Origin of the sequence: Phenylobacterium sp., assembly GCF_019636135.1 — a bacterium.
In the GTDB taxonomy this organism is placed as follows: Bacteria; Pseudomonadota; Alphaproteobacteria; order Caulobacterales; family Caulobacteraceae; genus Phenylobacterium.
Map to the genome: position 1 here is coordinate 96,157 of NZ_JAHBYD010000014.1, position 24,823 is coordinate 120,979.

At 70.6% G+C, this 24,823-nt stretch carries 21 protein-coding genes; 14 read left to right on the plus strand and 7 right to left on the minus strand.

Features of this window, described 5'->3' with window-relative positions:
- Positions 1 to 136 precede the first annotated feature (136 nt).
- From KF737_RS11700 to purQ, 3 genes are all read left to right on the plus strand, one after another.
- On the plus strand, positions 137 to 1,540 hold the full coding sequence (locus KF737_RS11700) for a Gfo/Idh/MocA family oxidoreductase (protein WP_296454625.1): 1,404 nt from the start codon (positions 137 to 139) through the stop codon (positions 1,538 to 1,540).
- Positions 1,537 to 2,334, plus strand: a complete 798-nt coding sequence (locus tag KF737_RS11705) for a DUF1080 domain-containing protein (RefSeq protein ID WP_296454627.1) — start codon at positions 1,537 to 1,539, stop codon at positions 2,332 to 2,334. The genes KF737_RS11700 and KF737_RS11705 overlap by 4 nt, the downstream gene beginning before the upstream one ends.
- Before the next feature lie 82 nt (positions 2,335 to 2,416).
- Positions 2,417 to 3,079, plus strand: coding sequence for a phosphoribosylformylglycinamidine synthase subunit PurQ (gene purQ, locus KF737_RS11710; RefSeq protein ID WP_296454628.1), 663 nt, complete (start codon positions 2,417 to 2,419; stop codon positions 3,077 to 3,079).
- A gap of 135 nt (positions 3,080 to 3,214) precedes the next feature.
- Here purQ and KF737_RS11715 read toward each other — a convergent pair whose 3' ends face one another.
- The gene (locus KF737_RS11715; protein WP_296454629.1) at positions 3,215 to 5,005 is read right to left on the minus strand and encodes a DUF885 family protein; all 1,791 of its coding nucleotides are present in this window, start codon (positions 5,003 to 5,005) and stop codon (positions 3,215 to 3,217) included.
- Between the two features lie 55 nt (positions 5,006 to 5,060).
- Here KF737_RS11715 and KF737_RS11720 point away from each other — a divergent pair, with 55 nt between their 5' ends.
- Together KF737_RS11720 and KF737_RS11725 are read left to right on the plus strand one after the other, a co-directional pair.
- Positions 5,061 to 6,986 carry a CocE/NonD family hydrolase gene (locus tag KF737_RS11720; protein WP_296454631.1) on the plus strand — a complete coding sequence of 642 codons (1,926 nt, stop codon included), beginning with the start codon at positions 5,061 to 5,063 and terminating at the stop codon, positions 6,984 to 6,986.
- A gap of 130 nt (positions 6,987 to 7,116) precedes the next feature.
- A complete protein-coding gene (locus tag KF737_RS11725) occupies positions 7,117 to 7,947 on the plus strand; it encodes a flagellin (RefSeq protein WP_296454633.1) in 831 nt (276 codons plus the stop codon).
- Here KF737_RS11725 and KF737_RS11730 read toward each other — a convergent pair.
- The gene (locus KF737_RS11730; RefSeq protein WP_296454635.1) at positions 7,944 to 9,227 is read right to left on the minus strand and encodes a phytanoyl-CoA dioxygenase family protein; all 1,284 of its coding nucleotides are present in this window, start codon (positions 9,225 to 9,227) and stop codon (positions 7,944 to 7,946) included. The genes KF737_RS11725 and KF737_RS11730 overlap by 4 nt on opposite strands.
- Positions 9,228 to 9,357: 130 nt before the next feature.
- On the opposite strand from KF737_RS11730, the gene KF737_RS11735 reads away from it, so the two are divergent.
- A complete protein-coding gene (locus tag KF737_RS11735) occupies positions 9,358 to 10,416 on the plus strand; it encodes a phosphotransferase family protein (protein ID WP_296454637.1) in 1,059 nt (352 codons plus the stop codon).
- 327 nt (positions 10,417 to 10,743) lie between these two features.
- Here KF737_RS11735 and KF737_RS11740 read toward each other — a convergent pair whose 3' ends face one another.
- On the minus strand, positions 10,744 to 12,324 hold the full coding sequence (locus KF737_RS11740) for an amidohydrolase (protein ID WP_296454639.1): 1,581 nt from the start codon (positions 12,322 to 12,324) through the stop codon (positions 10,744 to 10,746).
- 106 nt (positions 12,325 to 12,430) lie between these two features.
- The gene (locus KF737_RS11745) at positions 12,431 to 13,252 is read right to left on the minus strand and encodes a phosphatase PAP2 family protein (protein WP_296454641.1); all 822 of its coding nucleotides are present in this window, start codon (positions 13,250 to 13,252) and stop codon (positions 12,431 to 12,433) included.
- Between the two features lie 110 nt (positions 13,253 to 13,362).
- Here KF737_RS11745 and purL point away from each other — a divergent pair, with 110 nt between their 5' ends.
- The 7 genes from purL to KF737_RS11780 all read left to right on the plus strand — a co-directional run bounded on the left by purL (position 13,363) and on the right by KF737_RS11780 (position 21,152).
- Complete coding sequence (purL, locus tag KF737_RS11750) at positions 13,363 to 15,558, plus strand: phosphoribosylformylglycinamidine synthase subunit PurL (RefSeq protein WP_296454643.1); 2,196 nt, start codon at positions 13,363 to 13,365, stop codon at positions 15,556 to 15,558.
- Between the two features lie 5 nt (positions 15,559 to 15,563).
- Positions 15,564 to 15,806, plus strand: coding sequence for a DUF4160 domain-containing protein (locus tag KF737_RS11755; protein ID WP_296454645.1), 243 nt, complete (start codon positions 15,564 to 15,566; stop codon positions 15,804 to 15,806).
- On the plus strand, positions 15,790 to 16,041 hold the full coding sequence (locus KF737_RS11760; protein WP_296454647.1) for a DUF2442 domain-containing protein: 252 nt from the start codon (positions 15,790 to 15,792) through the stop codon (positions 16,039 to 16,041). Before KF737_RS11755 ends, KF737_RS11760 begins: the two co-directional genes overlap by 17 nt.
- Positions 16,038 to 17,207, plus strand: coding sequence for an alanine racemase (locus KF737_RS11765; protein ID WP_296454648.1), 1,170 nt, complete (start codon positions 16,038 to 16,040; stop codon positions 17,205 to 17,207). Before KF737_RS11760 ends, KF737_RS11765 begins: the two co-directional genes overlap by 4 nt.
- A 280-nt stretch (positions 17,208 to 17,487) precedes the next feature.
- On the plus strand, positions 17,488 to 19,116 hold the full coding sequence (locus tag KF737_RS11770; RefSeq protein WP_296454650.1) for an ABC transporter ATP-binding protein: 1,629 nt from the start codon (positions 17,488 to 17,490) through the stop codon (positions 19,114 to 19,116).
- A gap of 213 nt (positions 19,117 to 19,329) precedes the next feature.
- Complete coding sequence (locus KF737_RS11775; protein WP_296454653.1) at positions 19,330 to 19,869, plus strand: tetratricopeptide repeat protein; 540 nt, start codon at positions 19,330 to 19,332, stop codon at positions 19,867 to 19,869.
- Positions 19,870 to 19,901: 32 nt separating this feature from the next.
- A complete protein-coding gene (locus KF737_RS11780) occupies positions 19,902 to 21,152 on the plus strand; it encodes a DUF1254 domain-containing protein (protein WP_296454656.1) in 1,251 nt (416 codons plus the stop codon).
- 48 nt (positions 21,153 to 21,200) lie between these two features.
- Here the strand turns inward: KF737_RS11780 and KF737_RS11785 are convergent, their stop codons facing one another.
- The gene (locus KF737_RS11785) at positions 21,201 to 21,863 is read right to left on the minus strand and encodes a PEPxxWA-CTERM sorting domain-containing protein (protein ID WP_296454657.1); all 663 of its coding nucleotides are present in this window, start codon (positions 21,861 to 21,863) and stop codon (positions 21,201 to 21,203) included.
- A gap of 163 nt (positions 21,864 to 22,026) precedes the next feature.
- Between KF737_RS11785 and KF737_RS11790 the strand changes: the two genes are divergently transcribed.
- Positions 22,027 to 23,082 carry an NADP-dependent oxidoreductase gene (locus tag KF737_RS11790; protein ID WP_296454660.1) on the plus strand — a complete coding sequence of 352 codons (1,056 nt, stop codon included), beginning with the start codon at positions 22,027 to 22,029 and terminating at the stop codon, positions 23,080 to 23,082.
- Between the two features lie 94 nt (positions 23,083 to 23,176).
- Here KF737_RS11790 and KF737_RS11795 read toward each other — a convergent pair whose 3' ends face one another.
- Complete coding sequence (locus KF737_RS11795) at positions 23,177 to 24,400, minus strand: acyl-CoA dehydrogenase family protein (RefSeq protein WP_296454663.1); 1,224 nt, start codon at positions 24,398 to 24,400, stop codon at positions 23,177 to 23,179.
- Positions 24,401 to 24,428: 28 nt separating this feature from the next.
- The gene (locus KF737_RS11800) at positions 24,429 to 24,722 is read right to left on the minus strand and encodes a putative quinol monooxygenase (RefSeq protein WP_296454664.1); all 294 of its coding nucleotides are present in this window, start codon (positions 24,720 to 24,722) and stop codon (positions 24,429 to 24,431) included.
- Between the last annotated feature and the right edge of the window lie 101 nt (positions 24,723 to 24,823).

Below are 24,823 nucleotides of genomic sequence, written 5' to 3' on the forward strand. Positions count from 1 at the left end.
TCGCCGCGCGAAATCTCCACAGCACAGCCCAATGGGTCCCCCGGACAAGCCGGGGGATGACGATCCTGGATAATCGGGCGCGCTTGCGCCGATCGCCGACGCCGCGCCAAATGCGCCGACAGGGAGGCCGCATCAGATGGCTCAGGTTCACCACATCACCCGCCGGGGCCTGCTGGGCGCCGGCGCCGCGGCCATGGCCGCCCCGGCGTTCGCGGCGGCCCGCAAGCTCGGCCCCAACGACAAGGTCAACCTCGCCGTCATCGGCGCGGGCGGCCAGGGCGCGGCCAACATGGCCAAGCTCACCGGCGAGAACATCGTCGCCGCCTGCGACGTCGACTTCGACCGCGTCGCGCGCGGCATGCTGGACAGCCACTTCGAGCCGAACCCGATGCGCGCGGTGCTGAAGGCGGCCTATTCGAAGGCGACCCGCTACACCGACTACCGCCGCATGTTCGACGCCCAGAAGGACATCGACGCCGTCGTCATCGCCACGCCCGACCACCACCACGCGGTCGCCGCCCGCATGGCCATGGAGCGCGGCCTCCACGTCTATGTGCAGAAGCCGCTCACCTACACCGTCGAGGAGGGCCGAAGGCTGCTGGCGCTCAGCCGCGCCAACCCCGGCCTCGTCACCCAGATGGGAAACCAGGGCCACTCCGGCGACGACGGCCGCCGCGTGGTCGAGCTGATCCGCGGCGGGCTGATCGGCAAGGTCCGCGAGGTCCACGTGTGGACCAACCGGCCCGTCTGGCCGCAGGGGGTCGCGCGCCCCGCGCCCATCCCCACGCCGGCCAACCTCGACTGGCAGACGTGGCTCGGCCCCGCCGACGTCGACTGGGGCTACAACCCCGACTACGCCCACTTCAACTGGCGCGGCTGGATCCCCTTCGGCTGCGGCGCGCTGGGCGACATGGGCGCCCACCTGATCGACTTCCCCGTCTGGGCGCTGGAGCCGGGCCTGCCCACCCGGGTCGAGACCCGCCACTCCCGCTGGCCCGGCGGCGCCAGCCTCTGGGACACCAAGCGGCCCAGCCCGCTGGAGGGCTTCCCGCTGGCCTGCGTCACCCACTACGAGTTCGGGAATGCGAAAGGCGGGCCGGTCCGCATGACCTGGTACGACGGCGGCATCCTGCCGCCCACGCCGCCCGGCTTCCCGGCGAACCTCGCCATGAGCCCCGACGGCGGCGTCCTCTTCGTGGGCGCCAAGGGCATGCTGATGCACGAGACCTACGGCGAGAAGCCGGTGCTCATCGGCGACGGGCTGGAGGAGAAGGCGAAGAAGATCGGCCAGACCCTGCCGCGCATCAAAGGCGGCCTGGCCGGCCACGAGACCAACTTCGTCCGCGCCATCCGCGGCGAGGAGCCGGCCTCCTGCCCCTTCGACTACGCCGTGCCGCTGAACGAGACCATGATCCTGGGCATCGTCGCCCTGAAGGCCGACCGGCCCATCGAATACGACGGCGCCGCCGGCCGCGTCACCAACGCCCCCGACGCCAACCAGTATCTGACCCGCACCTACCGCAAGGGCTGGGAGCTGTGAGGGCCAACCATAGCAAGAGGGGCATCTGGATCGCCGCCGCCGTCGCGACGGTCGCCGCCGGCGCCGCCTGCTGGGCCCAGGCCCCCAAGCCGCAGGACACCGAGCAGTGGGAGCCCAAGGTCCCCGTCGTCGACGCCGGCCCTGGCCCGGCGAAACCCGCCAGGCCGCCCCGCGGCGCCATCGTCCTCTTCGACGGGACCGACCTCGACCAGTGGGTCAGCGTCCGCGACAAGTCCCCGGCCAAGTGGGTCGTCGCCGACGGCGTCATGACCGTCGCCAAGCTCGCCGGCAACATCGAGACGAGACGCAGCTTCCGGAACTACCGGCTCCACCTCGAGTGGAAGACGCCGGAGACCATCACCGGCGAGGGCCAGGGCCGCGGCAACTCCGGCCTCTTCCTGGCCTCCACCGGCCCGGGCGACGCCGGCTACGAGCTGCAGATCCTCGACAGCTACCGGAACGAGACCTACGTCAACGGCCAGGCCGGCGCGATCTACAAGCAGCATCCGCCGCTCGCGAACCCGTCCCGGCCGCCCGGCCAGTGGCAGACCTTCGACGTCGTCTGGACCGCGCCCACCTTCAACGCCGACGGCTCGCTCAAGAGCCCCGCCCGCGTCACCGCGCGCATGAACGGCGTCCTCGTCCAGAAGGACGCGGTCCTCGCCGGCGAGACCGTCTACATCGGCAAGCCCGCCTACAAGGCCCACGGCCCCGCGCCGATCAAGCTCCAGGCCCACGGCGACCCCAGCCCGCCGATCAGCTTCCGCAACATCTGGGTCGTGGAACGGCCGTAACAGACCCGGCCGCGCCGGAGACCCGCCCCGGGGGGAGAGCAGCCTCCTGACTCCACCTCCGAACAATGCTAACGCGCGCGCCATGAAAGCCGCCGTCATCGTCTTCCCGGGCTCGAACTGCGACCGCGACTGCAAGGTGGCCATCGAGCGGTCCACGGGCGCCCACGTCGACATGGTCTGGCACGCCGACACCGCGCTCCCCGACGGCGTCGACCTGATCGTGCTCCCCGGCGGCTTCTCCTACGGCGACTACCTGCGCTGCGGGGCCATGGCCTCGCTCTCGCCGATCATGGGCGAGGTCAAGGCGGCGGCCGAGCGCGGCGTCGCCACCGTCGGCATCTGCAACGGCTTCCAGGTCCTCTGCGAGATGCGCCTGCTGCCCGGCGCCCTGCTGCGCAACGAGACGCTGAAGTACGTCTGCAAGTCCGTCGAGCTCGAGGTCGTCAACAGCCAGACCCGCTTCACCGCCGGCTACCAGGGCCGCCGCAGCGCGGTGATGACCGTGGGCAACGGCGAGGGCAACTTCTTCGCCGACGACGAGACGCTCGACCGCCTCGAAGGCGAAGGCCAGGTCGTGTTCCGCTACCGCAAGAACCCCAACGGCAGCGCCCGCGACATCGCCGGCATCGTCAACGGCCGGGGCAACGTGCTCGGCCTCATGCCCCACCCCGACCGCGCCTTCGAAGCCGAGCTCGGCAGCGCCGACGGCGCCCTCCTCTTCCAGAGCGCCCTGGCCAGCGCCTGACGCGCGAAGCGCTGTCGAACCACAGAAAACACAGAAGCCGCCCCTGGCGGCTACACAGAAGGCTGTCCAGGACCCCGCTTCTTCCGTGTAGGCGCCGCAGGCGCCTTCTGTGTTTTCCGTGGTTCCCTTACTTCGCTACGGCGTCTTCGACTTCTGGAAGTCCACCGGCATCGGATCGCGCCCGCCCTCGGCGATGAACCGGTCGATGCGGGCGGCAAGCACCGGGATCGGGACGCTCCCCATCGACAGCACCGTGTCGTGGAAGGCGCGGATGTCGAACTTCGGGCCCAGCGCCGCCTCGGCCTTCGCCCGCGCCTCCTTGATGGCCATCATGCCCAGGTAGTAGCTCACCGCCTGCCCCGGCCAGGAGATGTAGCGGTCGACCTCGATCTCGATGTCGTGGTCCGAGAGCGCGGTGTTGTCGTGCAGGAACTGGATGGCCTGCGCCCGCGTCCAGCCCTTGTGGTGGAGGCCGGTGTCCACCACCAGCCTTGCGGCCCGCCACATCTGGAACGTCAGATAGCCGAACCGGTCGTAGGGGGTGTCGTACATCCCCATCTCCAGGCCGAGGTACTCGCAGTAGAGCGCCCAGCCCTCGCCGAAGGCCGAGATGTAGACGTAGCGCCGGAAGTCCGGCAGCCCCTCCTGCTCCTCCGCCAGCGCGCCCTGCAGGGAATGCCCCGGCGCCGACTCGTGCAGGGTCAGCGCCGTCATGTTGTAGAGCGGCCGCGAGGGCAGGTCGTAGGTGTTGATCAGGTATTGCGTCCTGCCGCCCCGCGCCGAGGTGTAGAAGGGCGCCATGTCCGGCGGCACGGGCACGATGGTGAAGCGGCTGCGCGGCAGCCAGCCGAAGTAGGCCTCCAGCTTCCCGTCCACGCGCTTGGCGATCCAGGCGCCGGTGTTCAGCAATTCCTGCGCCGTCCTGGGATAGAACTTCGGGTCGGTCCGCAGGTAGGCGAAGAAGGCCGGCAGGTCGCCCGCGAAGCCCGCCTCGCGCTTCACCGCCTCCATCTGCGCCCGGATCTTCGCCACCTCGGAGAGGCCGAGCTGGTGGATCTGCTCCGGCGTCAGGTCGACGGTGGCGAACTCCTTGATCTGCGCCTGGTAGTAGGCCTTGCCGTCGGGCAGCGCCTCGGCCGCCAGGGTCTCGGTGGCGTTCGGGATGTACTCGTCGCGCAGGAAGCTCAGCAGGCTCGCGTAGGCGGGCTTCACCTGCCCCTCGATCACCGACTTCGCCTGCGCCTTCAGCGCCGCCTGCTCGGCCGCGGGGATCGACGCCGGCATCGCCTTGAAGGGCTCCCAGAACAGCGTGTCTTCGGCGGCCTTGGCGTCCGCCGTCGCCGTCACCGAAACCTCGCGGCCCACCAGCGTCGCCTTGGGCGGCGTGAACCCGCGCTTCAGGCCGGCGCGCATGTTGACCTTCTGCTCGTCGAAATAGCGTGGAATCTCGCTGAGTTGCGACAGGTAGTTCCGGTAGTCCTGCGCGCCGATGAAGGTGCGGCGGGCCTTGTAGTTGAAGTTCGACCAGAACGAGCTGTCGGAGTTGAACGGCTTCTCGTACTCGCGGAACCGCTGCTGGTTCACCAGCACGTCGATCTGGTCGCGGTAGACCTGATAGTTCACCCGCGCGTCGGGCGAGAGGTCGGCCTCGCGGATGCCGTCCAGTTGCCTCCTCACGTCCTGCCAGTAGGCCAGCCGCCGCGCCTGGCTGGCGGCGTCCACGTGCGGCAGGTGCGGGTCCAGGGTGTCGTCCTCGGGGCTGTCGCTGCGCGCGAGCTCGGCCTGCCGCCAGGCCCATTCCTTCTCGTAGAGCGCCTTGAACCGGGCGTCCGCCGGCAACCTCGCGTCCGCCGGCGCGGTGGACGCCGGCCCCGCGAGCCCGACCACGACGGCCGCCAGGCCCGCCAGCAGCACTGCGCGCATCATCCCACGCCCCTCCAGGCACTGTCGCCGACCGCGGCCCGTTTGCTAGGGTCGGAGCATGAATCCGCAACTTCCGCTAGCGGCCGCGTGCTGCGCCGCCCTCCTCGCCCTCGTCCCGGCCGCATCCGCCGCACAGACCCCGCCGCTGACCCCCGACATCGCCAAGGACTTCAAGTGGCCGACCGGGCGCTACGACTACGTCAAGCGCACGGTCATGATCCCCATGCGCGACGGGGTGAAGCTCTACACTGTGCTGATCGTCCCGAAGGGGGCGAAGGACGCGCCGATCCTGCTGACGCGCACGCCCTACAACGCCAAGCGCTCGGCCGAGCGGAGCATCTCGCAGTACGCCGCCGCCACCGGCGCGCAGATGGACGAGCCCTTCCTGGAGGACGGCTACATCCGCGTCTACCAGGACGTCCGCGGCAAGTACGAATCCGAGGGCGACTATGTGCTGACCCGGCCGCTGGTCGGGCCGCTCAACGACAGCAGGGTCGACCACTCCACCGACGCCTGGGACACCATCGACTGGCTGGTGAAGAACACGCCCGAGAGCAACGGCCGCGTCGGCATGATCGGCTCGTCCTATCCGGGCTTCACCACCGCCATGGCGCTGGTCGACCCGCACCCCGCGCTGAAGGCCGCCGTGCCGCAGAGCCCGATGATCGACGGCTGGATGGGCGACGACTGGTTCCACTACGGCGCCTTCCGCGCCCGCAACGTGGACTGGTTCACCAGCCAGATGACCCGGAAGGGCGCCGGCGACAATATCCCGCGCGAAACCTCTGACGACTATGAGAATTTCCTGCGCGCCGGCTCGTTCGACGACTTCGCCCGCGCCGCGGGCCTGGAGCAGATCGCCGCCTACCGCAAGATCCGCGAGCACCCCGCCTACGACGGGTTCTGGCAGGAGCAGGCGCTGGACCGGATATTGGCGAAGCGGCCGCTGAAGGTCCCCACCCTCTGGATGGGCGCGCTGTGGGACCAGGAGGACATGTGGGGCGCGATCCACGCCTACCTGGCCGTCGAGCCCAAGGACGTCCGCAACGACATGAACTTCCTGGCGCTAGGCCCCTGGCGTCATTCGGGAACCAACTACGAGCAGCGCCAGCTCGGGCCGGCCCTCAAGCTCCCCGGCGACACCGCCACCGAGTTCCGCCTGACGGTGCTGAAACCCTTCCTCGACAGCCACCTGAAGACGGGCGCGCCGAAGGCCGCGACGCCGCCGGTGACCATCTTCGAGACCGGCACGATGCGCTGGCGGCGGTACGACAGGTGGCCCCAGGCCTGCGCCGAGTGCGACGTGAAGATGAAGCCCATCTACCTCACGCCCGGCCTCGGCCTCGCCTTCACGCGGGCGACCTCGGGCGCGGCCTACGAGGAGTACGTCTCCGACCCCGCCAAGCCCGTGCCCTACGTCCGCCGCCCGGTCCGCTTGGACGACGCCGACCAGTGGCGCTACTGGCTGGTCTCCGACCAGCGCCATGTCGACGGCCGCCCCGACGTCGTCACCTTCGTCACCGAGCCCCTGAAGGCGCCTCTGAAGATCGCCGGCGAGCCGGTGGTGAACCTCTACGCCTCCACCTCGGGCACGGATTCCGACTGGGTCGTGAAGCTGATCGACGTCTATCCCGACGCCGTACCCTCCGATCCGCAGATGGCGGGCTACCAGCTCGGCGTCGGCATGGACATCTTCCGCGGCCGGTATCGGGACTCCTTCGAAAAGCCCACGGCCATCCCGCCGAATAAGGTCCAGAAGTACCGCTTCGACCTGCCGCCGGCGAACCACGTCTTCCTGCCGGGCCACCGGATCATGGTGCAGGTCCAGTCCACCTGGTTCCCGCTCTACGACCGCAACCCGCAGACCTTCACGCCCAACATCTTCACCGCGAAGCCGTCGGACTACCGCAAGGCCACGCAACGCATCTACCTCACCGGCGACACCGCCAGTTCCATCGAGCTTCCCGTCGTGCCGGCGAGCTGACACCGGCGAACGCGTTACGGGAAATTCCTCCGAGGTAACGCTTGGCTAAGGCTGAGCGAGCAAGGTGGTCGTGGGGGCAGAACGTCCCTGCGGCCAGATCGGCCGTCCCGCGATGGGTTGGGTCAAGCGTATGGCGTTCAACAGCATCAACACGAACGTCGCCGCGATGCAGGCGATCGCGACGTTCAACGCGATCAACGCCGAGATGGACGTGGTGCAGATGCGCATCACGACCGGCAAGAAGGTCAACAGCGCCAAGGACAACCCCGCCATCTGGGCCATCGCCCAGAACCAGCGCGGCGAGCTCGGCGCGCTCGACGCCGTGAAGTCCTCGATCAGCCGCGGCCAGTCGGTGGTCAGCGTCGCGATGAGCGCGGCCGAACAGATCGCCGACCTCCTGAACGACATGAAGGCGCTGGCCGTCTCGGCCCAGGACTACGCCGTCACCGACCCGGCGCGCATCGCCATCAACGACAACTACCAGTCGCTCAAGCGCCAGATCGACCTGGCCGTCCGCAACGCCGACTTCAACGGCACGAACCTGCTGGCAGGCGGCCAGGTGCGGGCGCTGGCCAACACCTCGGCCACCCAGACCGTCGACGTGGGGGGCGAGGACCTTTCGGTCGGCGGCGCCATCCTGGGCGGCATGCCCGCCGACCTGCTGGGCGGCCTCGGGCCGACCGGCGTCGCCGACCTCACCGCCGCCATCAGCGGCGCGAACGCGGCCCTGTCGCGGCTGGGCACGGGGTCGAAGGGCCTCGACCGCCACCTCACCTTCATCGGCAAGCTGCAGGACACGATCGAAGCGGGCATCGGCAACCTCGTCGACGCCGACCTCGCCAAGGAGTCCGCCCGCCTGCAGGCCCTGCAGGTGCGCCAGCAGCTCGCCATCGTGGCGATGCGCATCGCCAACCAGCAGCCCTCGCTGCTGCTCCAGCTCTTCCAGGGGATCGGGCGCTAACTCACCAGCGCCGCCAGGTCCTGGCCGCGCGGCGGCTCCGCCTCGCCGAGGATCTCGCGCCTGCCGGCCTCGTTGAAGCGCAGCAGGCGCTCCATGTAGGCGAAGCGGCCGTAGTCGCGGCCGTGGGCGCTCATCTTGTCGAACCAGTCGTCCTCGCCCAGCATCTCGCCCAGGCGCGGCGGGTTGCGGTGCAGCATCTGCACGTCGGTCTTCTTCGGCTCCAGGCTGCGCAGGATGCCGCGGTTGAAGTGGCTGTGGATGGTCACCCGCTCGCCCGCCTCGGTGCGGTCGCCCTGCCAGTGCCAGACGCCGTGGTGGAAGTAGACGACGCTGCCCTTCGGCATCTCGACCGGCACGCCCTGGTTATGGCCCTCGCCCTCGCGCGGCGGCCGGCGATGCCTGTGGCTGCCCGGCACGATCCACGTCGGCCCGCTCGCCACCGTCCAGTCCTCCAGCGCCCAGACGCCGACGCCGGTCAGCGAGAACTCCGGATAGGGCTCGGGCACGTGGGCGTAGTCGGTGTGCATCGGGATGAAGCCCGGCCCCGGCCCCCGCTTGATCGCCGAGATCGAGGCGATCACCGCCCCGCGCCCCAGCGAGGCGTCGATCAGGGTCATCAGGAGCGGGTTCTGCACCAGCCGCTCGAACTCGCGCCCCTGGTACGTCATCCAGTTCAGCGCCGCGCCGGCCTGGTTCTCGCTGAGCGCCCGGATCGTCGCCTCGCGCACCTCGTCGGCGAAGCCGTCCGAAATCGCCCGCTCGACGATGGTGTAGCCCTGGTCCTCCATCTCGCGGACGTGCCGCGTCAGGCCCAGGCGCCGCGCCCGGTGCGCCAGGTCGGGGTTCTCGACGGTCTTGCGGCCCATGTGGTCGTGGAAATGGGCCATCAGCTCGACGGTCCCTTCGGGCAGGCCCCGGCCGCCGAACCGGATCGCGTCGGCCCCGAAGAGCGCCCGCACCTCGCGCAGCATCGCCTCGACCGCGCCCGGCGCCAGCAGCCCCACCCACTGCGCCGCCATCAGCGCCGCCTGGTAGTCGCCCTCGCATGTCGCGTCGGCGCCGGCGTCGAACCCCCGCGCGACGCTCGCCTCCGACCCGTCCCAGCGCACGGTCCAGCTCGCCACGCCGCCGGCCAGGCCGAGGTGCGGCGGCGCATCCGTCATCCGCTCGCTCACCGAAAACGGCGCGCCCAGCCGGTCGCGGCGCTGCGCGAACCAGGCCCGCGCCTCGTCGATCCAGGCGTCGGACAGGAACTCGAAGTGATGCGGCAGCGTATACATCGCCGTCCTCCCGGCCCGCGCTCACGGCGGCTTTCCGCGAAGACTCCGCCCCTTCCGCAGGGAGAGGTCAACCGCCCCTTCCGTGGCGTCGTGGTTGACCGCCGCAGCGTGAGGGCCAGCATGTCGGCCCATGACAGACCCCGTCCCCGGCCAGGACCTCCCCGTCCGCGAAGTCCTGCCGCAGCACCGCTTCGACGAGGCCAGGCTGCATGCCTGGCTGCGCGCCCAGCTTCCGGAGATCGGCGACACGCTCACGGTGCGCCAGTTCCAGGGCGGCGCGTCCAACCCGACCTTCCTGCTCACCGACGGCGAGGGCCGCCGCTACGTCCTGCGCAAGAAGCCGCCGGGCCAGTTGCTCTCCTCCGCCCACCAGGTCGACCGCGAATACCGCGCCATGAAGGCGCTCGACGGCCATATCCCGGTCCCGAAGATGCGCGCCCTCTGCGAGGACCCCGAGGTCATCGGCGCGACCTTCTACGTGATGGATTTCCTGCAGGGCCGCATCTTCCGCGACGCGGCCCTGCCCGGCCTCGCCCCCAAGGACCGCGCCGAGATCTACGACGAGCTCAACGCGACGCTCGCCAGGCTGCACAAGGTCGATTTCGAAGCCGTGGGCCTCGGCGACTACGGCCGGCCCGGCAACTACTTCGAGCGGCAGGTCGCCCGCTGGACCCGCCAGTACCAGGACGCCAAGACCGAAGAGATCCCGGCCATGGACGCGCTCATCGAGAAGCTGCCGGCGCGCATCCCCGCCGACCAGTCGGTCTCGATCGCGCACGGCGACTACCGGCTCGAGAACGTCATGTTCCACGCCACCGAGAACCGCATCGTCGCGGTGCTGGACTGGGAGCTCTCCACCATCGGCCATCCCTGGGCCGACATCGCCTACAACGCCTTCCTCTGGCGCAGCCACGGCGCCGCCTGGGGCAGCCTCGACGGCGTCGACTTCGCCGCCAGCGGCATCCCCACCGAGGCCGAGTACGTGGCGACGTACTGCGAGCGCATGGGCCGCGGCCCGATGCCCGACTGGCCGTTCCTGATGGCCTTCTCGATCTTCCGCCTCGCCTCGATCGGCCAGGGCGTCTACCGCCGCATCCTCTCCGGCAACTCCGCCCGCGAAAGCGAAGCCGTCAACGGCTGCCCCGCCCTCGCCGAACAGGCCCTCGCCATCCTGGAGGGCCGGGAATAGCCCTCACCCTTCCCCCAGAACGTCATGGCCGGGCTTGTCCCGGCCACCCATAAACGCCGAGCGCGCCGAGAGATCGCGCTGGCGACGCTGTGACCAACCCGGACGCGCCCGTGTGTCTGGATGGCCGGGACAAGCCCGGCCATGACGTTCTGAGAGGAAAGGCGAGGGAGGGAACGCCATGGATCCGGGCCTGAAGGACAAGGCCATCTTCGTCACGGGCGCCGTGGTCCCGGTGGATGGCGGCCAGACGCGGTAACTTTCCGCCTCACCCTTCGATCGTCATCCCACGGCTTGTCCACGGGATGACGAGGGTTGAGGGAGCGCGGGCTACTTCGGCGCCAATTCCGGGAACTTGACGCCGAGCTGGTCCAGGTACGTCGGGTACTTCGACGCGTCGTAGTACAGCGCCCGCATCTGCGGCCGGAACTGCGCCATGATGTCGGCGTTGCGCTCGATGACCGGCTGGTCGTTCGGCCCGATCACCGGCTCGTATTTGCCCTCCTTCGGCTGCTCGGTCGTGAAGTAGCCCTTCGCCGCCGGCAGCAGCTTCGGGTCGAGCAACAGGTCCAGCGCCGTCATCGCCACCACCTTGCCGCCGGCCACCACGCCCTTGTGCGCGATCGGCGTCGCCATCGACATGGCGTTCGCCCAGTTGTGGCCCGGCAGGTTCGGGATGTTCGACGGATAGTTCAGCACCACCGTCGGCACGGTCCAGGAGATGTCGCCGATGTCGTCCGAGCCGCCGCTGACCGGCGGGTCGGTGGGCGCGCCCAGCGGCTTCAGCTTCATCGCCAGCCCGTCCTGGTCGCCGCCCACCAGCTTCTGCACCGTCTTGGCGAACGCCTGCTCGTCGGGCGACCAGGCCGGGAGGCCCACCTTGTCGATGTTGGCCTTCATCGCCTCCGCCATCGGCCTGTTGAAGTGGCGCGGCGCCGCGGTCCCCACGATCCGGCGCGTCACGGTCGTGTCGGTCATCTGCGCCGCCGCGTCGGCGATCCGGTTCCCGGTGGCGAAGTTCCTGGCGATGTTGTCGAAGTCGATCTCGCGGAAGAAGTACCAGACGCTGGCCTTCGACGGCACCACGTTGGGCTGGTCGCCGCCGTCCGAGATCACGTAGTGCGAGCGCTGCAGCGGCCGCAGGTGCTCGCGGCGCATGTTCCAGCCCATGTTCATCAGCTCGACCGCGTCCAGCGCGCTGCGCCCGCGCCACGGCGCCATGGCCGAGTGCGCGGACTCGCCGGTGAAGGTGTACTCCACCGACACCAGGCCCGTGCCGAGGGGCCGCCCCCAACCCGTTTGAAGATTGTCGCCCACGTGGGTGAAGATCGCCGCGTCCACGCCCCTGAACATGCCGTCGCGGACGAACCAGGCCTTGGCGCCCACCAGCTCCTCGGCCACGCCCGGCCACAGCATCAGGGTGCCCGGGATCTTGTCCCGCGCCATGATGTCCTTCAGCGCCAGCGCCGCCAGGATGTTCACCGCCTGGCCCGAGTTGTGGCCCTCGCCGTGCCCCGGCGCGCCCTCGATCATCGGCTTGCGGTAGCCGACGCCCGGCGTCTGGCTGGCCTTGGGGATGCCGTCGATGTCGCTGCCGAAGGCGATCACCGGCCCGCCGCTTCCTTGCGTCCACGTCACCGTCCACGCCGTCGGCATGCCCGAGACGCCGCGCTCGACCTTGAAGCCGTTCTTCTCCAGCAGGTCGCTCAGGTAGCGGGAGGTCTCGACCTCCTGGTAGGCCAGCTCGCCGAAGCTGAAGACCGTGTCGACGATCACCTGCCCCAGCTTGGCGTTCGCCTCGACCTTGGCCGCCGCCTCGGCCTTCAGCTTCGCCGCGGAAGGCGCGGCCGTGGCCGGCGCCGCCGCCATGATCGAGACCGCCGCCGCCGTCGCCAGAATCGTCCTGAGCATCACGCCTCCCCACCTCTGGAAGGCGTCAACCGGCCATGGACGCGGCCCGAAATCAACTCCGCTCATCCCGGCGAATGCCGGGATGAGCGGAGGTCTGGGGCTGCCCCTAGCCGTCCGCCAGCGCCCCGGCCTCGGCGGCGCAGTCGCGCGTCGGCCGCTTGCCCTCCGCCCGGGCCGCGGCGATCTCCGTGCGCACGGCCGCCAGGTCGGACTCGAACTCGGGCACGGTGTGCAGCTTCGCCACCGTCGCCGCAGCGATCACCCGTCCCTCCTCGGTGTCGCTCAGCCAGTGGACGTTGCAGACCACGCGGCTCTGCCCGAAGGCCCGCCCGCGCGCCAGGATGGGGTCGATCCGGTCGGGCACGGCCTCGGCCAGGATCAGGGCCCAGCCCCAGCCGATCGCGCTGTGGCCCGACGGGTACGAGCCGTCCTTCCTCAGCAGCGCCTCGTAGGCCGGCGAACAGATGGTCGTCACCGATGTCGTCATGAACGGCCGCTGCCGCTGGTACTTCGTCTTGGTCGGATAGGGCGAGAGCCCCACGTCGATCAGGGTCTTGCGCATCATCGCGTAGAGCTTCGGCGTCGTGGCGGGGCTGATGTCCACGTCGGCGGCGCACGAGAACGCCCGCACCGACTCGGGCGTCACCAGGTCCGCGTCCAGCGTGGCGACGTCCCAGCGCGGCCCGCTCTGCTGCGCCTGCGCCGCCCTGGCCGCCGCATCGTCCCTGGCCTGCGCCGCCGAGTCCGGCGCGGGCGGCGGCGGAATCATCGCCAGGCTGTTCGGCGCCGCGCCCCTGGGCAGGTATCCGCCAGGCGGGAGCGCCGTGGCGGGCGCCGGCGCGGGCGCGGGCTGTTGTTGCTGCGCCGTCGACGCCAACGCCATCGACGCCGCCACGACCGCCACACCTGCCGCCAACCGAATCCGCATACCTGCCTCCTGAGCCGTCCGCGGTCCGGGATAGCCGAAAATCCCGGGCGCGCCCAACTTCCTCCGCGCCGCCTATCGCGCCTGGGAGAGTCCCGCTATAGCCCGCGCGCATGAGCGCCCAGCCCTCGAAGACCATGGCCGAGAAGGCCGCCGAATACGGCCTGAAGCCGGACGAATACGACCTCATCGTGCGCCGCCTGAACCGCGAGCCGAACGACGTCGAACTGGGCGTCTTCTCGGTGATGTGGTCCGAGCACTGCTCGTACAAGTCGTCGAAGAAGCACCTGGTGAAGTTCCCGACCTCGGGCCCCAAGGTGATCTGCGGCCCCGGCGAGAACGCGGGCGTCATCGACATCGGGGACGGGCAGGCCTGCATCTTCAAGATGGAGAGCCACAACCACCCCTCCTACATCGAGCCCTACCAGGGCGCGGCCACCGGCGTCGGCGGCATCATGCGCGACGTCTTCACGATGGGCGCGCGGCCGGTCGCGCTGCTGAACGCGCTCCGTTTCGGCGATCCCTCGCACCCGAAGACCCGGCGCCTCGTCTCCGGCGTCGTCGCCGGCATCGGCGGCTACGGCAACTGCGTGGGCGTGCCCACCGTGGCCGGCGAGACCAACTTCCACCGCGGCTACGACGGCAACATCCTGGTCAACGCCATGTGCGTGGGCCTGGCCGACGCGGACAAGATCTTCTACTCGGCCGCCCCGGCCGCCGGCTTCAGCGTCGTCTACTTCGGCTCCAAGACCGGCCGCGACGGCATCCACGGCGCCACCATGGCCTCGGCCGAATTCAGCGAGGACGCCGAGGAGAAGCGCCCGACCGTGCAGGTCGGCGACCCCTTCGCCGAGAAGCTGCTGATCGAGGCGACCCTGGAGCTGATGGCCTCGGGCGCCGTCGCCGCCATCCAGGACATGGGCGCCGCCGGCCTCACCTCCTCGTCGGTCGAGATGGCCGGCAAGGGCGGCGTCGGCATCGAGCTCGTCCTCGACGACGTGCCCCAGCGCGAAGAGGGCATGACCGCCTACGAGATGATGCTGAGCGAAAGCCAGGAGCGCATGCTGGCGGTCCTGAAGCCGGGGCGTGAAAGGGATGGCCACGCCATCTTCGAGAAGTGGGGCCTGGACGCCGCCGTCATCGGCACGACCACCGACACCGGCCACCTGGTCCTGAAACACAAGGGCGAGGTGGTCTGCGACGTGCCGCTGGCCCCGCTCTTCGACGACGCCCCGCTCTACGACCGGCCCTGGACGGAGCCCACGCCGCAGGCCCGCCTGACGATCGCCGACGTCAATGAGCCCGGCGACCTGAAGGCCGCCGTCCTGAAGCTGATGAGCGCCCCCGACATGGCCTCCAAGCGCTGGCTCTGGGAGCAGTACGACCGCCACGTCATGGCCGACACCCTGGAGGACAGCGCGACCGGCGCCGACGCCGGCGTGGTCCGCGTCCACGGCACGAAAAAGGCGCTGGCCGTCACCTCCGACGTCACGCCGCGCTACGTCCAGGCCGATCCGTTCGAGGGCGGCAAGCAGGCCGTCGCCGAGGCCTGGCGCAACCTGACCGCCGTGGGCGCCACGCCCGTCGCCATCACCGACAACCTCAACTTCGGCAATCCCGAGCGGCCCGAGATCATGGGCCAGATCGTGCGCGCCATCGACGGCATGGCCGAGGCCTGCCGCGCGCTCGACTTCCCGGTCGTGAGCGGCAACGTCAGCCTCTACAACGAGACCAACGGCGCCGCCATCCCGCCGACCCCGGCCGTGGGCGGCGTGGGCCTGCTGGCCGACTCCACGAAGCGCGCCGACTTCTCCAACCTCCGGGCCGGCGACACCCTCGTCCTGGTCGGCGAGACCCGGGGCGAACTCGGCGCCTCGATGTACCTGCGCGAGATCGCCGGCCGCGAAGACGGCGCCCCGCCGCCCGTCGACCTGGCGCTGGAAAGGAAGGCCGGCGACCTCGTCCGCGGCCTGATCGAAGCCGGCACGCTGAAGACCGTCCACGACCTCTCCGACGGCGGCCTGATCGCGGCGCTCGCCGAGATGTGCCTCGCCTCCGGCGTCGGCTGCGACATCCGCCTGGCGAGCGTGGCCTGGGTCGCCCTCTTCGCCGAGGACCAGGCCCGCTACCTCGTGGCGCTCAAGGACCCGACCCCCGTGATCCAGGCCGCCCGCGCCGCCGACATCCCCGTCGCGATCCTCGGCCAGGCCGGCGGCGACGCCATCCGCGTCGACGGCGCCCTCGACCTGCCCCTCGCCGACCTCCGCACCGCCCACGAAGGCTGGATGCCGGCGTTCATGGGGGACTAGGCGCGATGCCCGTTGTTTTCCGCTACAATGGGGTTCGCTACTTCTTCTATTCGAACGAAGGGAACCCGCGGGAACCGGTTCATATTCACGCGCAACTCGGCGACGCCGAAGCCAAGTTCTGGCTTCGCCCGGACGTGACGGTGGCCGACAGCTATGGATTCGATCGGCGCACCCTGGGAGAGCTTATCGGCGTCGTCCTGCAGAACCGGGACCTGATCGAGAGACGTTGGCATGAGTACTTCGGCTAAGGCCTTCCATTTCGATGACAACACCCTGTGGGTCGATCTACAGGACGGTCGCACCGTGGGTGTTCCGCTCGCTTGGTTCCCGCGTCTGCTGAACGCCACCCCCGAGCAGCGTAGCGCCGGCCGGCTCAGCGCAACCGGCAAGGGCCTGCACTGGGAGGCGCTCGACGAAGACATCTCCGTCGAGGGCATCCTCGCGGGCCGCGGAGACATGTCGCGCCATCCGGCCGCCGCGTGACGGCCGAGGCCGTCGCAGAGCGCCTCGGGCCCCTCGCAGCGCGTCCGCACATCGCCGCGGCCCTCGCAGCGCTGGGCCGGCCGGGGTCGGCCCTCACGATCCCGACGCCCGCCGCCGTGATCGACCTCGACGCGTTCGACCGCAACGTCGCCCGAATGGCCGGCCGCGCCGCCCAGGCCGGCCTCGCGCTCCGCCCGCACGCCAAGTCGCACAAGTGCGCCGCCCTCGTCCGCCGCCAGCTCGACGCCGGCGCGGTGGGCGTCTGCTGCGCCAAGCTGGCCGAGGCCGAGGCCCTGGCCGCCCAGGGGATCGGCGCGATCCTGGTCACCTCGCCCATCGCCGGCGCCGCCAGCGCCGCCCGCGCCGCGCGCCTGGCCGCCGACCTTCCGGACTTCCGCATCGTCGTCGACCATCCCGACGGCGCCGCCGAGCTCGCCGCGGCCGCCGCCACGCCGGTCCAGGTCCTGATCGACGTCGACGTCGGCATGGGCCGCACCGGCGTCCACGACGCCGCCCAGGCCGCCGAGGTCGCCCGCGCCGTCCTCGCCCGGCCGAACCTGCGCCTGCTCGGCGTCCAGGGCTACGGCGGCGCCTGGCAGCACATGGAGGGCGCGAACGCCCGCGCCGAGGCGGTCGCGCAAGGGATGGCCAGGCTCGACGCCGCCATCGCCGCCGTGCGCGAGGCCGGCGGCGAGGTCGACGTCGTCACCGGCGGCGGCACCGGCACCTTCACCGCCGACGCGGCCCAGGGCGTGCTCAACGAGATCCAGCCCGGCTCCTACGCCTTCATGGACAGGGAGTACCGCGACGCCCTGAAGGCCGACCCCGACGGCGCCTACGAGCAGGCGGCGGCCATCGTCTCCACCGTCATCACGGCCAACCACCCCAGGTGGGTGACCCTGGACGCGGGCCTCAAGGCCTTCTCGACCGAAGGCCCGATGCCCGCGCCGCTCACCCCGAAGTTCGCCCGTTGCGCCTACCGCTTCTTCGGCGACGAACAGGGCCTGCTCATGCGCCCCGACGCCCCCGTCGCCCGCGGCGAGCGCGTGGCCTTCGCCCCCGGCCACATCGACCCCACCCTCGACCGCTACGACGTCTTCCACCTGGTCCAGGGCGACGTCCTCGTCGACATCGTCCGCGTCGACGCCCGCGGCGCGTCGCAGTAGCCAACGCGGCGCTTCGTCGGCATAGTCCGCGCTTCAACCGGTCCCCGGGAGGCCCAGATGCAATCGTCCATGTCCGAAACGAAAGGAGACCCCATCCACATTCAGGACATGACATCGCATGCTTGCCCGATCCGGGAGGCCCGCACCTAGCGCCTCTCAAACCACAGCGCGCGCCGCACGGGGGCGTTTCCGCGCCTTCCTCGCTGCCTACAAGCCCCACCTGCCGCTGCTCGCGGCCGACGTCGCCTGCGCGCTGACCGTCGCGAGCTCCGCGCTCGCCGTGCCGCTCTGCGCGCGCTGGGTCACCGGCCGCCTCGGCTCGCCCCAGGGCCTCGCGCCCGCCGACCTCTGGGCCGTCGGCGGCGTCATGCTGGCCCTCCTCGCCGCCCAGGTGCTGTCGACGCTGTTCGTGGACTACCAGGGCCACATGATGGGCGCGAAGATGGAGGGGGCGCTGCGGCGCGGCCTCTTCGCGCACTGCCAGACGCTCGGCTTCCGCTTCTACGACCGCGAGCGCGTCGGCCAGCTCATGAGCCGCATCACCAACGACCTCTACATGCTGGGCGAGCTCTACCACCACGGCCCCGAGGACCTCGCCATCGCCGCCCTGAAGTTCGCCGGCGCCATCGCCATCCTCCTCTACGTCGACGTTCCGCTCACGCTGCTGATCCTGGCCGTCACCCCGCTCGCGATCCTCTACGCGCTGCACTTCAACCACCGCATGGGCGCGGCGCTGAAGCGCTCCCGCGCCCGCATCGCCGAGATTAACGAGCGGGTGGAGGATTCGCTCGCCGGCATCCGCGTCGTGAAGGCGTTCGTGAACGAGGACCTCGAGGCCCGCCGCTTCGCCGCCGCCAACGACGCCTTCCTGGAGAGCCGCCGCGAGGGCTACCGCAGCGAGGCCTGGTTCTCGGTCGGGACCGTCGCCTTCGGCCAGCTCCTGACCGGCGGCGTCATCGTGGCCGGCGCCGTGCGCGTGCTGCAGGGCGGCCTCTCGGTCGGCGACCTGATCACCTTCCTGCTCTGCGTGGCGGTGCTGGTCGACCCGGTCCAGCGCCTCGCCAACTTCGCCCGCCTCTGGCAGCTCGGCTGGACCGGCTTCGAGCGGATGATGGAGGTGCTGGAGACCGAGCCCGACATCGCCGACCGTCCGGGCGCCCGCGCGCTCCCCCGCGCGGCCGGCGCCATCGCCTTCGACCGCGTCGGCTTCCGCTACGACAAGGCCGGCCCGCCCGTGCTCCGCGACCTCAGCCTCGACATCCGCCCCGGCGAGTTCGTGGCCCTGGTCGGCGCCTCGGGCGTGGGCAAGAGCACGCTGTGCGCCCTCGTCCCGCGCTTCTACGACGTTGCCGAGGGCGCGGTGCGCATCGACGGCGTCGACGTGCGCGACGCCACCCTGGCCAGCCTGCGCAAGAACGTCGGCGTGGTGCAGCAGGACGTCTACCTCTTCGCCGGCACGGTGGCCGAGAACCTGCGCTACGGCCGCCCCGGCGCCGCCGACGCCGAGGTGGTGGAGGCCGCCCGCGCCGCCAATGCCCACGACTTCATCACGGCCCTGCCGGCTGGCTACGACACCGACGTCGGCCCGCGCGGCGTGACGCTCTCCGGCGGCCAGAAGCAGCGCCTCACCATCGCCCGCGCCTTCCTGAAGGACCCGCCGATCCTGATCTTCGACGAGGCCACCAGCGCGCTGGACAACGAGAGCGAGCGGGCGGTGCAGCAGGCCCTGCTCCGCCTCGCCGGCGGCCGCACCACGCTCGTCATCGCCCACCGCCTCTCCACCGTGCGCCACGCCGACCGCATCCTGGTGCTGGGCGACGGCGGCATCGTCGAGGAAGGGACCCACGACCGGCTCATCGCCGCCGGCGGCGCCTACGCCCGCCTCCACCGCGTGCAGGCCCGTCTCTGACTCATCCAAGCTCGTCATCCCCCGGCTTGTCCGGGGGACCCATTGGGCTGTGAGCTCGAAGGGGAGCCTCACGGTCGCCGCCGCGCGCTCCTTCACCTCACAGCCCAATGGGTGGCCCGGACGAGCCGGGCCATGACGATCATGGGGGGACGGTAGGCTTCCAACCTCCGCAAGCGCGGCTATCATCGCGCCGAACGCACTCGGGGGAGCTCCATGCGGCGTATCGGTCTTGCGGTCCTGGCGGCGGCCGTCATCGGCGCGGCCGCGCCCGCCGTCGCGCAGAACTCGGAAACCGAGATGTTCGAGGCCGGCGCCAACGCCATGGCCGGCGCGCAGCGGGAGGTCACCCAGCGCAACATCGACGTGGCGACCAGGGCGCTGCGCGAGCAGGACTACGCCAAGGCCCGCAGGTACGCCCAGCCGGTCACCCGCGCCGATCCCAAACGCGTCGAGTCGTGGCTGCTGCTCGGCGCCGCTCAGCAGGGCCTGAAGGACTGGTCCGGCGCGCGGAAGACCTACACCACCGCCGTCCGCCTCGCCCGCGACAACCCCGAGGCCCGGGCCGGGCTGGGCGTCGCCTACGCCCGCACCAACGATCCCAAGGCCGCGACACAGCTCGCCTGGGTCGCCGCCAAGGTCCAGGATTGCGGCGGCTGCTGGCGCGCCGGCCAGCTCGCGAAGTTCCAGGCCGACATCGAGACCGCCATCGCCGAGCAGGCGAAACCCGCCCCCGAACCCAAGAGCGCGCATTGACGCGGGGCGTCCGACGCGCTGAGACGCAGACCATGTCATCGCTCGCAGATCTCGAACAGGCCGCCCAGCTCGCCTGGACCTTCACCCTGCCCCTCGTCGAGGTGGCGTCGCCGCGCACCGCCGCCTTCGCCGGCGGCGGGCCGATGAACGCCTTCGCCCACGGCCGCGACCTGGTCGACCACACGGCGCGCGAGATCACCACGCCGAACAACGACACCCTCTACTCCTCGGCCCACGTCGACCTGTCGCAGGGCCCGGTCACCCTCACCATCCCGCCCACCGGCGAACGCTACTTCTCGCTGGCCCTGATGGACGCCTACACCAACAACTTCCTGATCCTGGGCACGCGCACCACCGGCGGCGACGGCGGCCGCTATGTCCTCGTCGGCCCTGGGGAGGCGCGGGTCGGGCCCGAGGTCATCCGCGCGCCCACCGACCGCGTCTGGGCGCTGGCCCGCATCCTGGTCGACGGCGAACACGATCTGCCGGGCGCCCGCGCCGTGCAGGACGGCCTCGCCATGCAGGGTCCCGCCGTCGGCGACCCGCCGCCGTGGGTCGGCCGCGACGCGCCCTGGCCGGAATACTTCGCCGCCGCGGCCGGCCTGATGGCCGCCAATCCGCCGCCGCGCACCGACGGCGTGATCCTGGGCAGGATGGCCCCGCTGGGCCTCGCCGATTTCGACCCCGCCCGCTTCTCGCCCGAGGAGCGCGACGCCATCGCCCGCGGCGTCGTCCGCGCCCAGGCCCTGAGCCTGCGCAGCGGCCTGCGCCGCGGCAGCTTCATCGAGGGCTGGACCTATCCCTACGCCCGCCTCGGCGACTTCGGGCAGGAGTACGACTATCGCGCCTCGGTCGCGATCGGTGGCCTGGCCGCCCTGCCGCCCGAAGAGGCGATGTACATGCGCGCCAAGGGCGACCTGCCCCGCGCGCTGTTCGACCCTGCCGCGCAGTGGCGGCTGCACTTCCCGGCCGAGCGCCTGCTGCCGGTCAACTCGTTCTGGTCGCTGACGCTCTACGAGGCCACCGACGACGGGCAGTTCTTCTTCGCCGACAACCCGCTGAACCGCTACGCCATCGGCGACCGCACGCCGGGCCTCGCCTACAATCCCGACGGCTCGCTCGACATCTGGATCGGCCGCCAAAACCCCGGCGACGACCGCCTCGGCAACTGGCTGCCGGCCCCGGACAAGCCGTTCGCGCTGTTCCTGCGCGCCTACCTGCCCAAGCCCGAACTGCTGCACGGCGGCTACCTGCTGCCGCCTGTCCAGCGCGTGGAAGCCTAGCGGAACCGCCCGCGTCTCACCGCCGCGCTGGAGGCGGTGCGGACGCCTCTACGCCGCCACCGTCCGCCGGCGCCGCAGGATCGCGCCCGCCGCGCCGAAGCCCAGGATCATCAGCGCCCAGGTCCCCGGCTCGGGAACGCCCGCGTTCGCGCCGAGGTCGAACAGCGTGTACGAGATGCCGGCGTAGTTCAGGGTCACGTCTTCCGGCAGTTGGTCGATCGTGAAGCTGGCGTAGAACGAGTCGAAGGTGATCGACCCGTTGCCGGGCGGGAAGAACGCGATCGAGTGGGCGATCTGGCCCGCGGTGCCCGAGCTGCCGCTGCCCGAGACGACCACGTCGGCGCCGTTGTAGAAGACGAAGGTCCCGGAGGTCGTCACATCGCCGGCCGGAAAGCCGTCGAAATTGCCGAAATAGAGCAGGAACGTGGTCAGGTCCGCCGACGCGGGGATCGTGAACAGCTCGTCCAGGGTGACGGTCGCGTTGACCGTGTCGCCCTGCGCCAGCGTCAGCGGGCTGTCGTCGCTCACGCCGTCGAGCTCCAGCACCCACTGGTCGTAGTGGTTGGCGCCGATGTCCTGGCTGGAATAGGAACCGCCGGCCACGACACCGTCGAGACTGATGCCGTAGGTGGCCGCCTGGGCGAGACCGCCCCACGCGGCGCAGACGGCGAACGCCGCCACGGAAGCTGCTGTCAGACGCGTCACGATCATCGCACGAACCCCTGTGTGAGATCGGCACTATCCGGCGCCCCGCGCCCGGGCGGCAGCTCTCGAAAACGAGGGGTGTCTTCCCGCGACAGGGGAATCCCGCGCGATTTTCAGGGCTCCGCGCGCGCCGTCGGGCGCTAAGGTGCGCGCAAACGGGAGACACGCCATGAACCGCTACTGGACGCTGGCCAGGCGCCCGCCGCCGCCGTGGCCCGACGCGGACACGTTCGCGCTCGTCGAGGCGCCGATGCCGCAGCCCGGCCCCGGCCAGGCGCTGACGCGGACGATCTACGTCTCCCTCGACCCCTACCAGTGGGGCTACAAGCGCCGCGGCGTCGAACCCGAAGGCGCGCCCTGCCACGCCCGCACCGTCGCCCAGGTGGTCGAAAGCAACATCGACGGCCTCGCCCCCGGCGACTTCGTCTTCTGCACCAACGGCTGGTCCGAGTACGGGCTGATGGGCGAGGGCGTGGCGCGCCCCGGCTACATGGTCCCGCGCAAGCTCGACCCCGCGCAGGGCCGCCTTTCCCAGGCCGTCGGCGTGCTGGGCATGCTGGGCCTCACCGCCTACGCCGGCATGATCCTGCAGGGCGACCCGAAGGCCGGCGAGACCGTCGTCGTCTCCGCGGCCTCGGGCGGGGTGGGCCAGATCGCCGGCCAGCTCGCCAAGCTGAAGGGCGCCCGCGTCGTCGGCATCGCCGGGCGCGAGGAGAAGTGCCGGTTCGTCACCGGGACGCTGGGCTTCGACGCCTGCGTCAGCCACCTGTCGCCCACCTTCGCCGGGGACCTTGCGGCCGCCTGCCCGGCCGGCGTCGACGTCTACTTCGAGAACGTCGGCGGCCCGGTGTTCGAGGCCGTCCTGCCGCTCTTCAACCCCGGCTCGCGCATGACCATCTGCGGCCTCATCGCCCACTATGGCGACACCGCCGGCGATGCGGGCGCCGCCGAGCGTGCGGCCGCCGAAGCCCGCGGCGCGACCGTCACGAACCTCTTCGTCGGCGACTACGTCGAGGGCCACCACGACGCCTTCCTGGCCGACATGGTCCCCTGGGTCGCCGAGGGGAAGGTGAAGTACCTTGAGGACATCCGCGAAGGCCTGGGCGCCATCCCCGCCGCCTTCGCCGAGATGCTGAAGGGCGGCAACTTCGGCAAGATGCTGGTCCGCGTCAGCCCCGACCCGACGCTCCAGCGCTCGCGCCCGTCAGGGACGTCGAAGCGATGAATAGACCTGGCCCTGGCCTCGGCGATCTCCGGCGCGCGGCCAGGGCCGGCGTTGCAAGACCTTGAAACAGACCGAAGCCCGGTGAAACGCCCGGCTAGAGGCCCAGCACCATCTTCGCCATGATGTTGTGCTGGATCTCGTTGGAGCCGGCGTAGATCGAGGTCTTGCGGTAGTTGAAGTAGTGCGGGGCGACGGTGGCGGCGTAGTCGGGGCCGGCGCGGAAGGTGTTGCCGCCGGGACGGAGCATCTCCCAGGTGTCCTGCACGAAGGGCTGAGCGTAGACGCCGGCGGCCTCGAGGGCGAGCTCGGTGATCGCCTGCTGCATCTGGCTGCCCTCCAGCTTCAGCATGGAGGAGACGGCGCCCATGGCGTCGCCGTTGGCGCGGCCGGCGAAGATGCGCAGCTCGGTGGCGTTCAGCGCCTCGACCTTGATCTCGACTTGCGCGAGCTTCTTGCGGAAGTCGGGGTCGCTCATCATCGAGCCGCCGCCGTCGGCGCGCTCCAGGTTGGCGATCGTGCGCACCTTCTTCATCTGGGCCGAGAGGCCCGGCGCGTAGGCGTTGCCGCGCTCGAACTGCAGCAGGTACTTGGCGTAGGTCCAGCCCTCGCCTTCCTTGCCGATGCGGTTGGAGACCGGCACGCGGACGTTGTCGAAGAAGGTCTCGTTGATCTCCTGCTCGCCCTCGGCCGGGCCGTCGAGCGTCGGGATCGGCCGGATGGTGATGCCGGGCGTGCGCATATCGATCAGCAGGAACGAGATGCCCTTCTGCCGGATGTCCTCGTTCGAGGTGCGCACCAGGCAGAACATCCAGTCGGCCCACTGGGCCAGCGTCGTCCACGTCTTCGAGCCATTCAGCACGTAGTGGTCGCCGTCGCGCTCGGCCTTCAGCGCCAGCGAGGCGAGGTCGGAGCCGCTTCCCGGCTCGGAATAGCCCTGGCACCACCAGACGTCGGTGGAGAGGATCTTCGGCAGGTGCTGCGCCTTCTGCTCGTCGGTGCCGAAGGCCATCACGACGGGCGCGCACATCTTCAGGCCCATGTTCGACGTCGAGGGCGCGCCGGCCAGCGCCATCTCCATGTCGAAGACGTACTTCTTGCCCAGGCCCCAGCCCGTGCCGCCGTATTCCTCGGGCCAGTCGGGCGCGATCCAGCCCTTGTCGCCCAGGCGCTTCAGCCAGCGGACCTGGGCTTCCTTGTCGAGGTGGTTGTTCTTGGACTGGGCGAGCTTGGCCCGCATGTCGTCGTCGAAGGCTTCGGCGATGAAGGCCCGGACCTCGTCGCGGAACGCGAGGTCCTCAGGGGCGAAATCCAAGTCCATCGGGTCGTCTCCCAGTCTGTCTACGCCGTCAGCCCACGCCGTCCAGCAGCTCGACGTCCGGCCGCCCGGCCAGCACGCCGGCGAACTTCGGCCCGGCGGCCTTGAAGTATTCGGTCTGGCCGTGGACGGTCACGGCCTCCTGGTCCTTGTAGAGCTCCAGGACCTTGTATTCCTGCGGGTCCTTGCGGCTCTTGGTGAGCTGGTAGGCGATGTTGCCCGGCTCGTTGGCGCGAACCTGCTTGGCGAGCTCGGTGAAGAAGGCCTCGAACTCCGCGTTCTTGCCTTCCTGGATCTTCATGGTGGCCACGATGCCGATCGTCATTCCGTTCTCCCAACGACTGTTTGAACGGACGGTAGAGAGGCGGGCCGCCACGGGCAAGGCTGACGTCGCGCCAACCGTCCCTGCGGTCCGCACCACTCCGC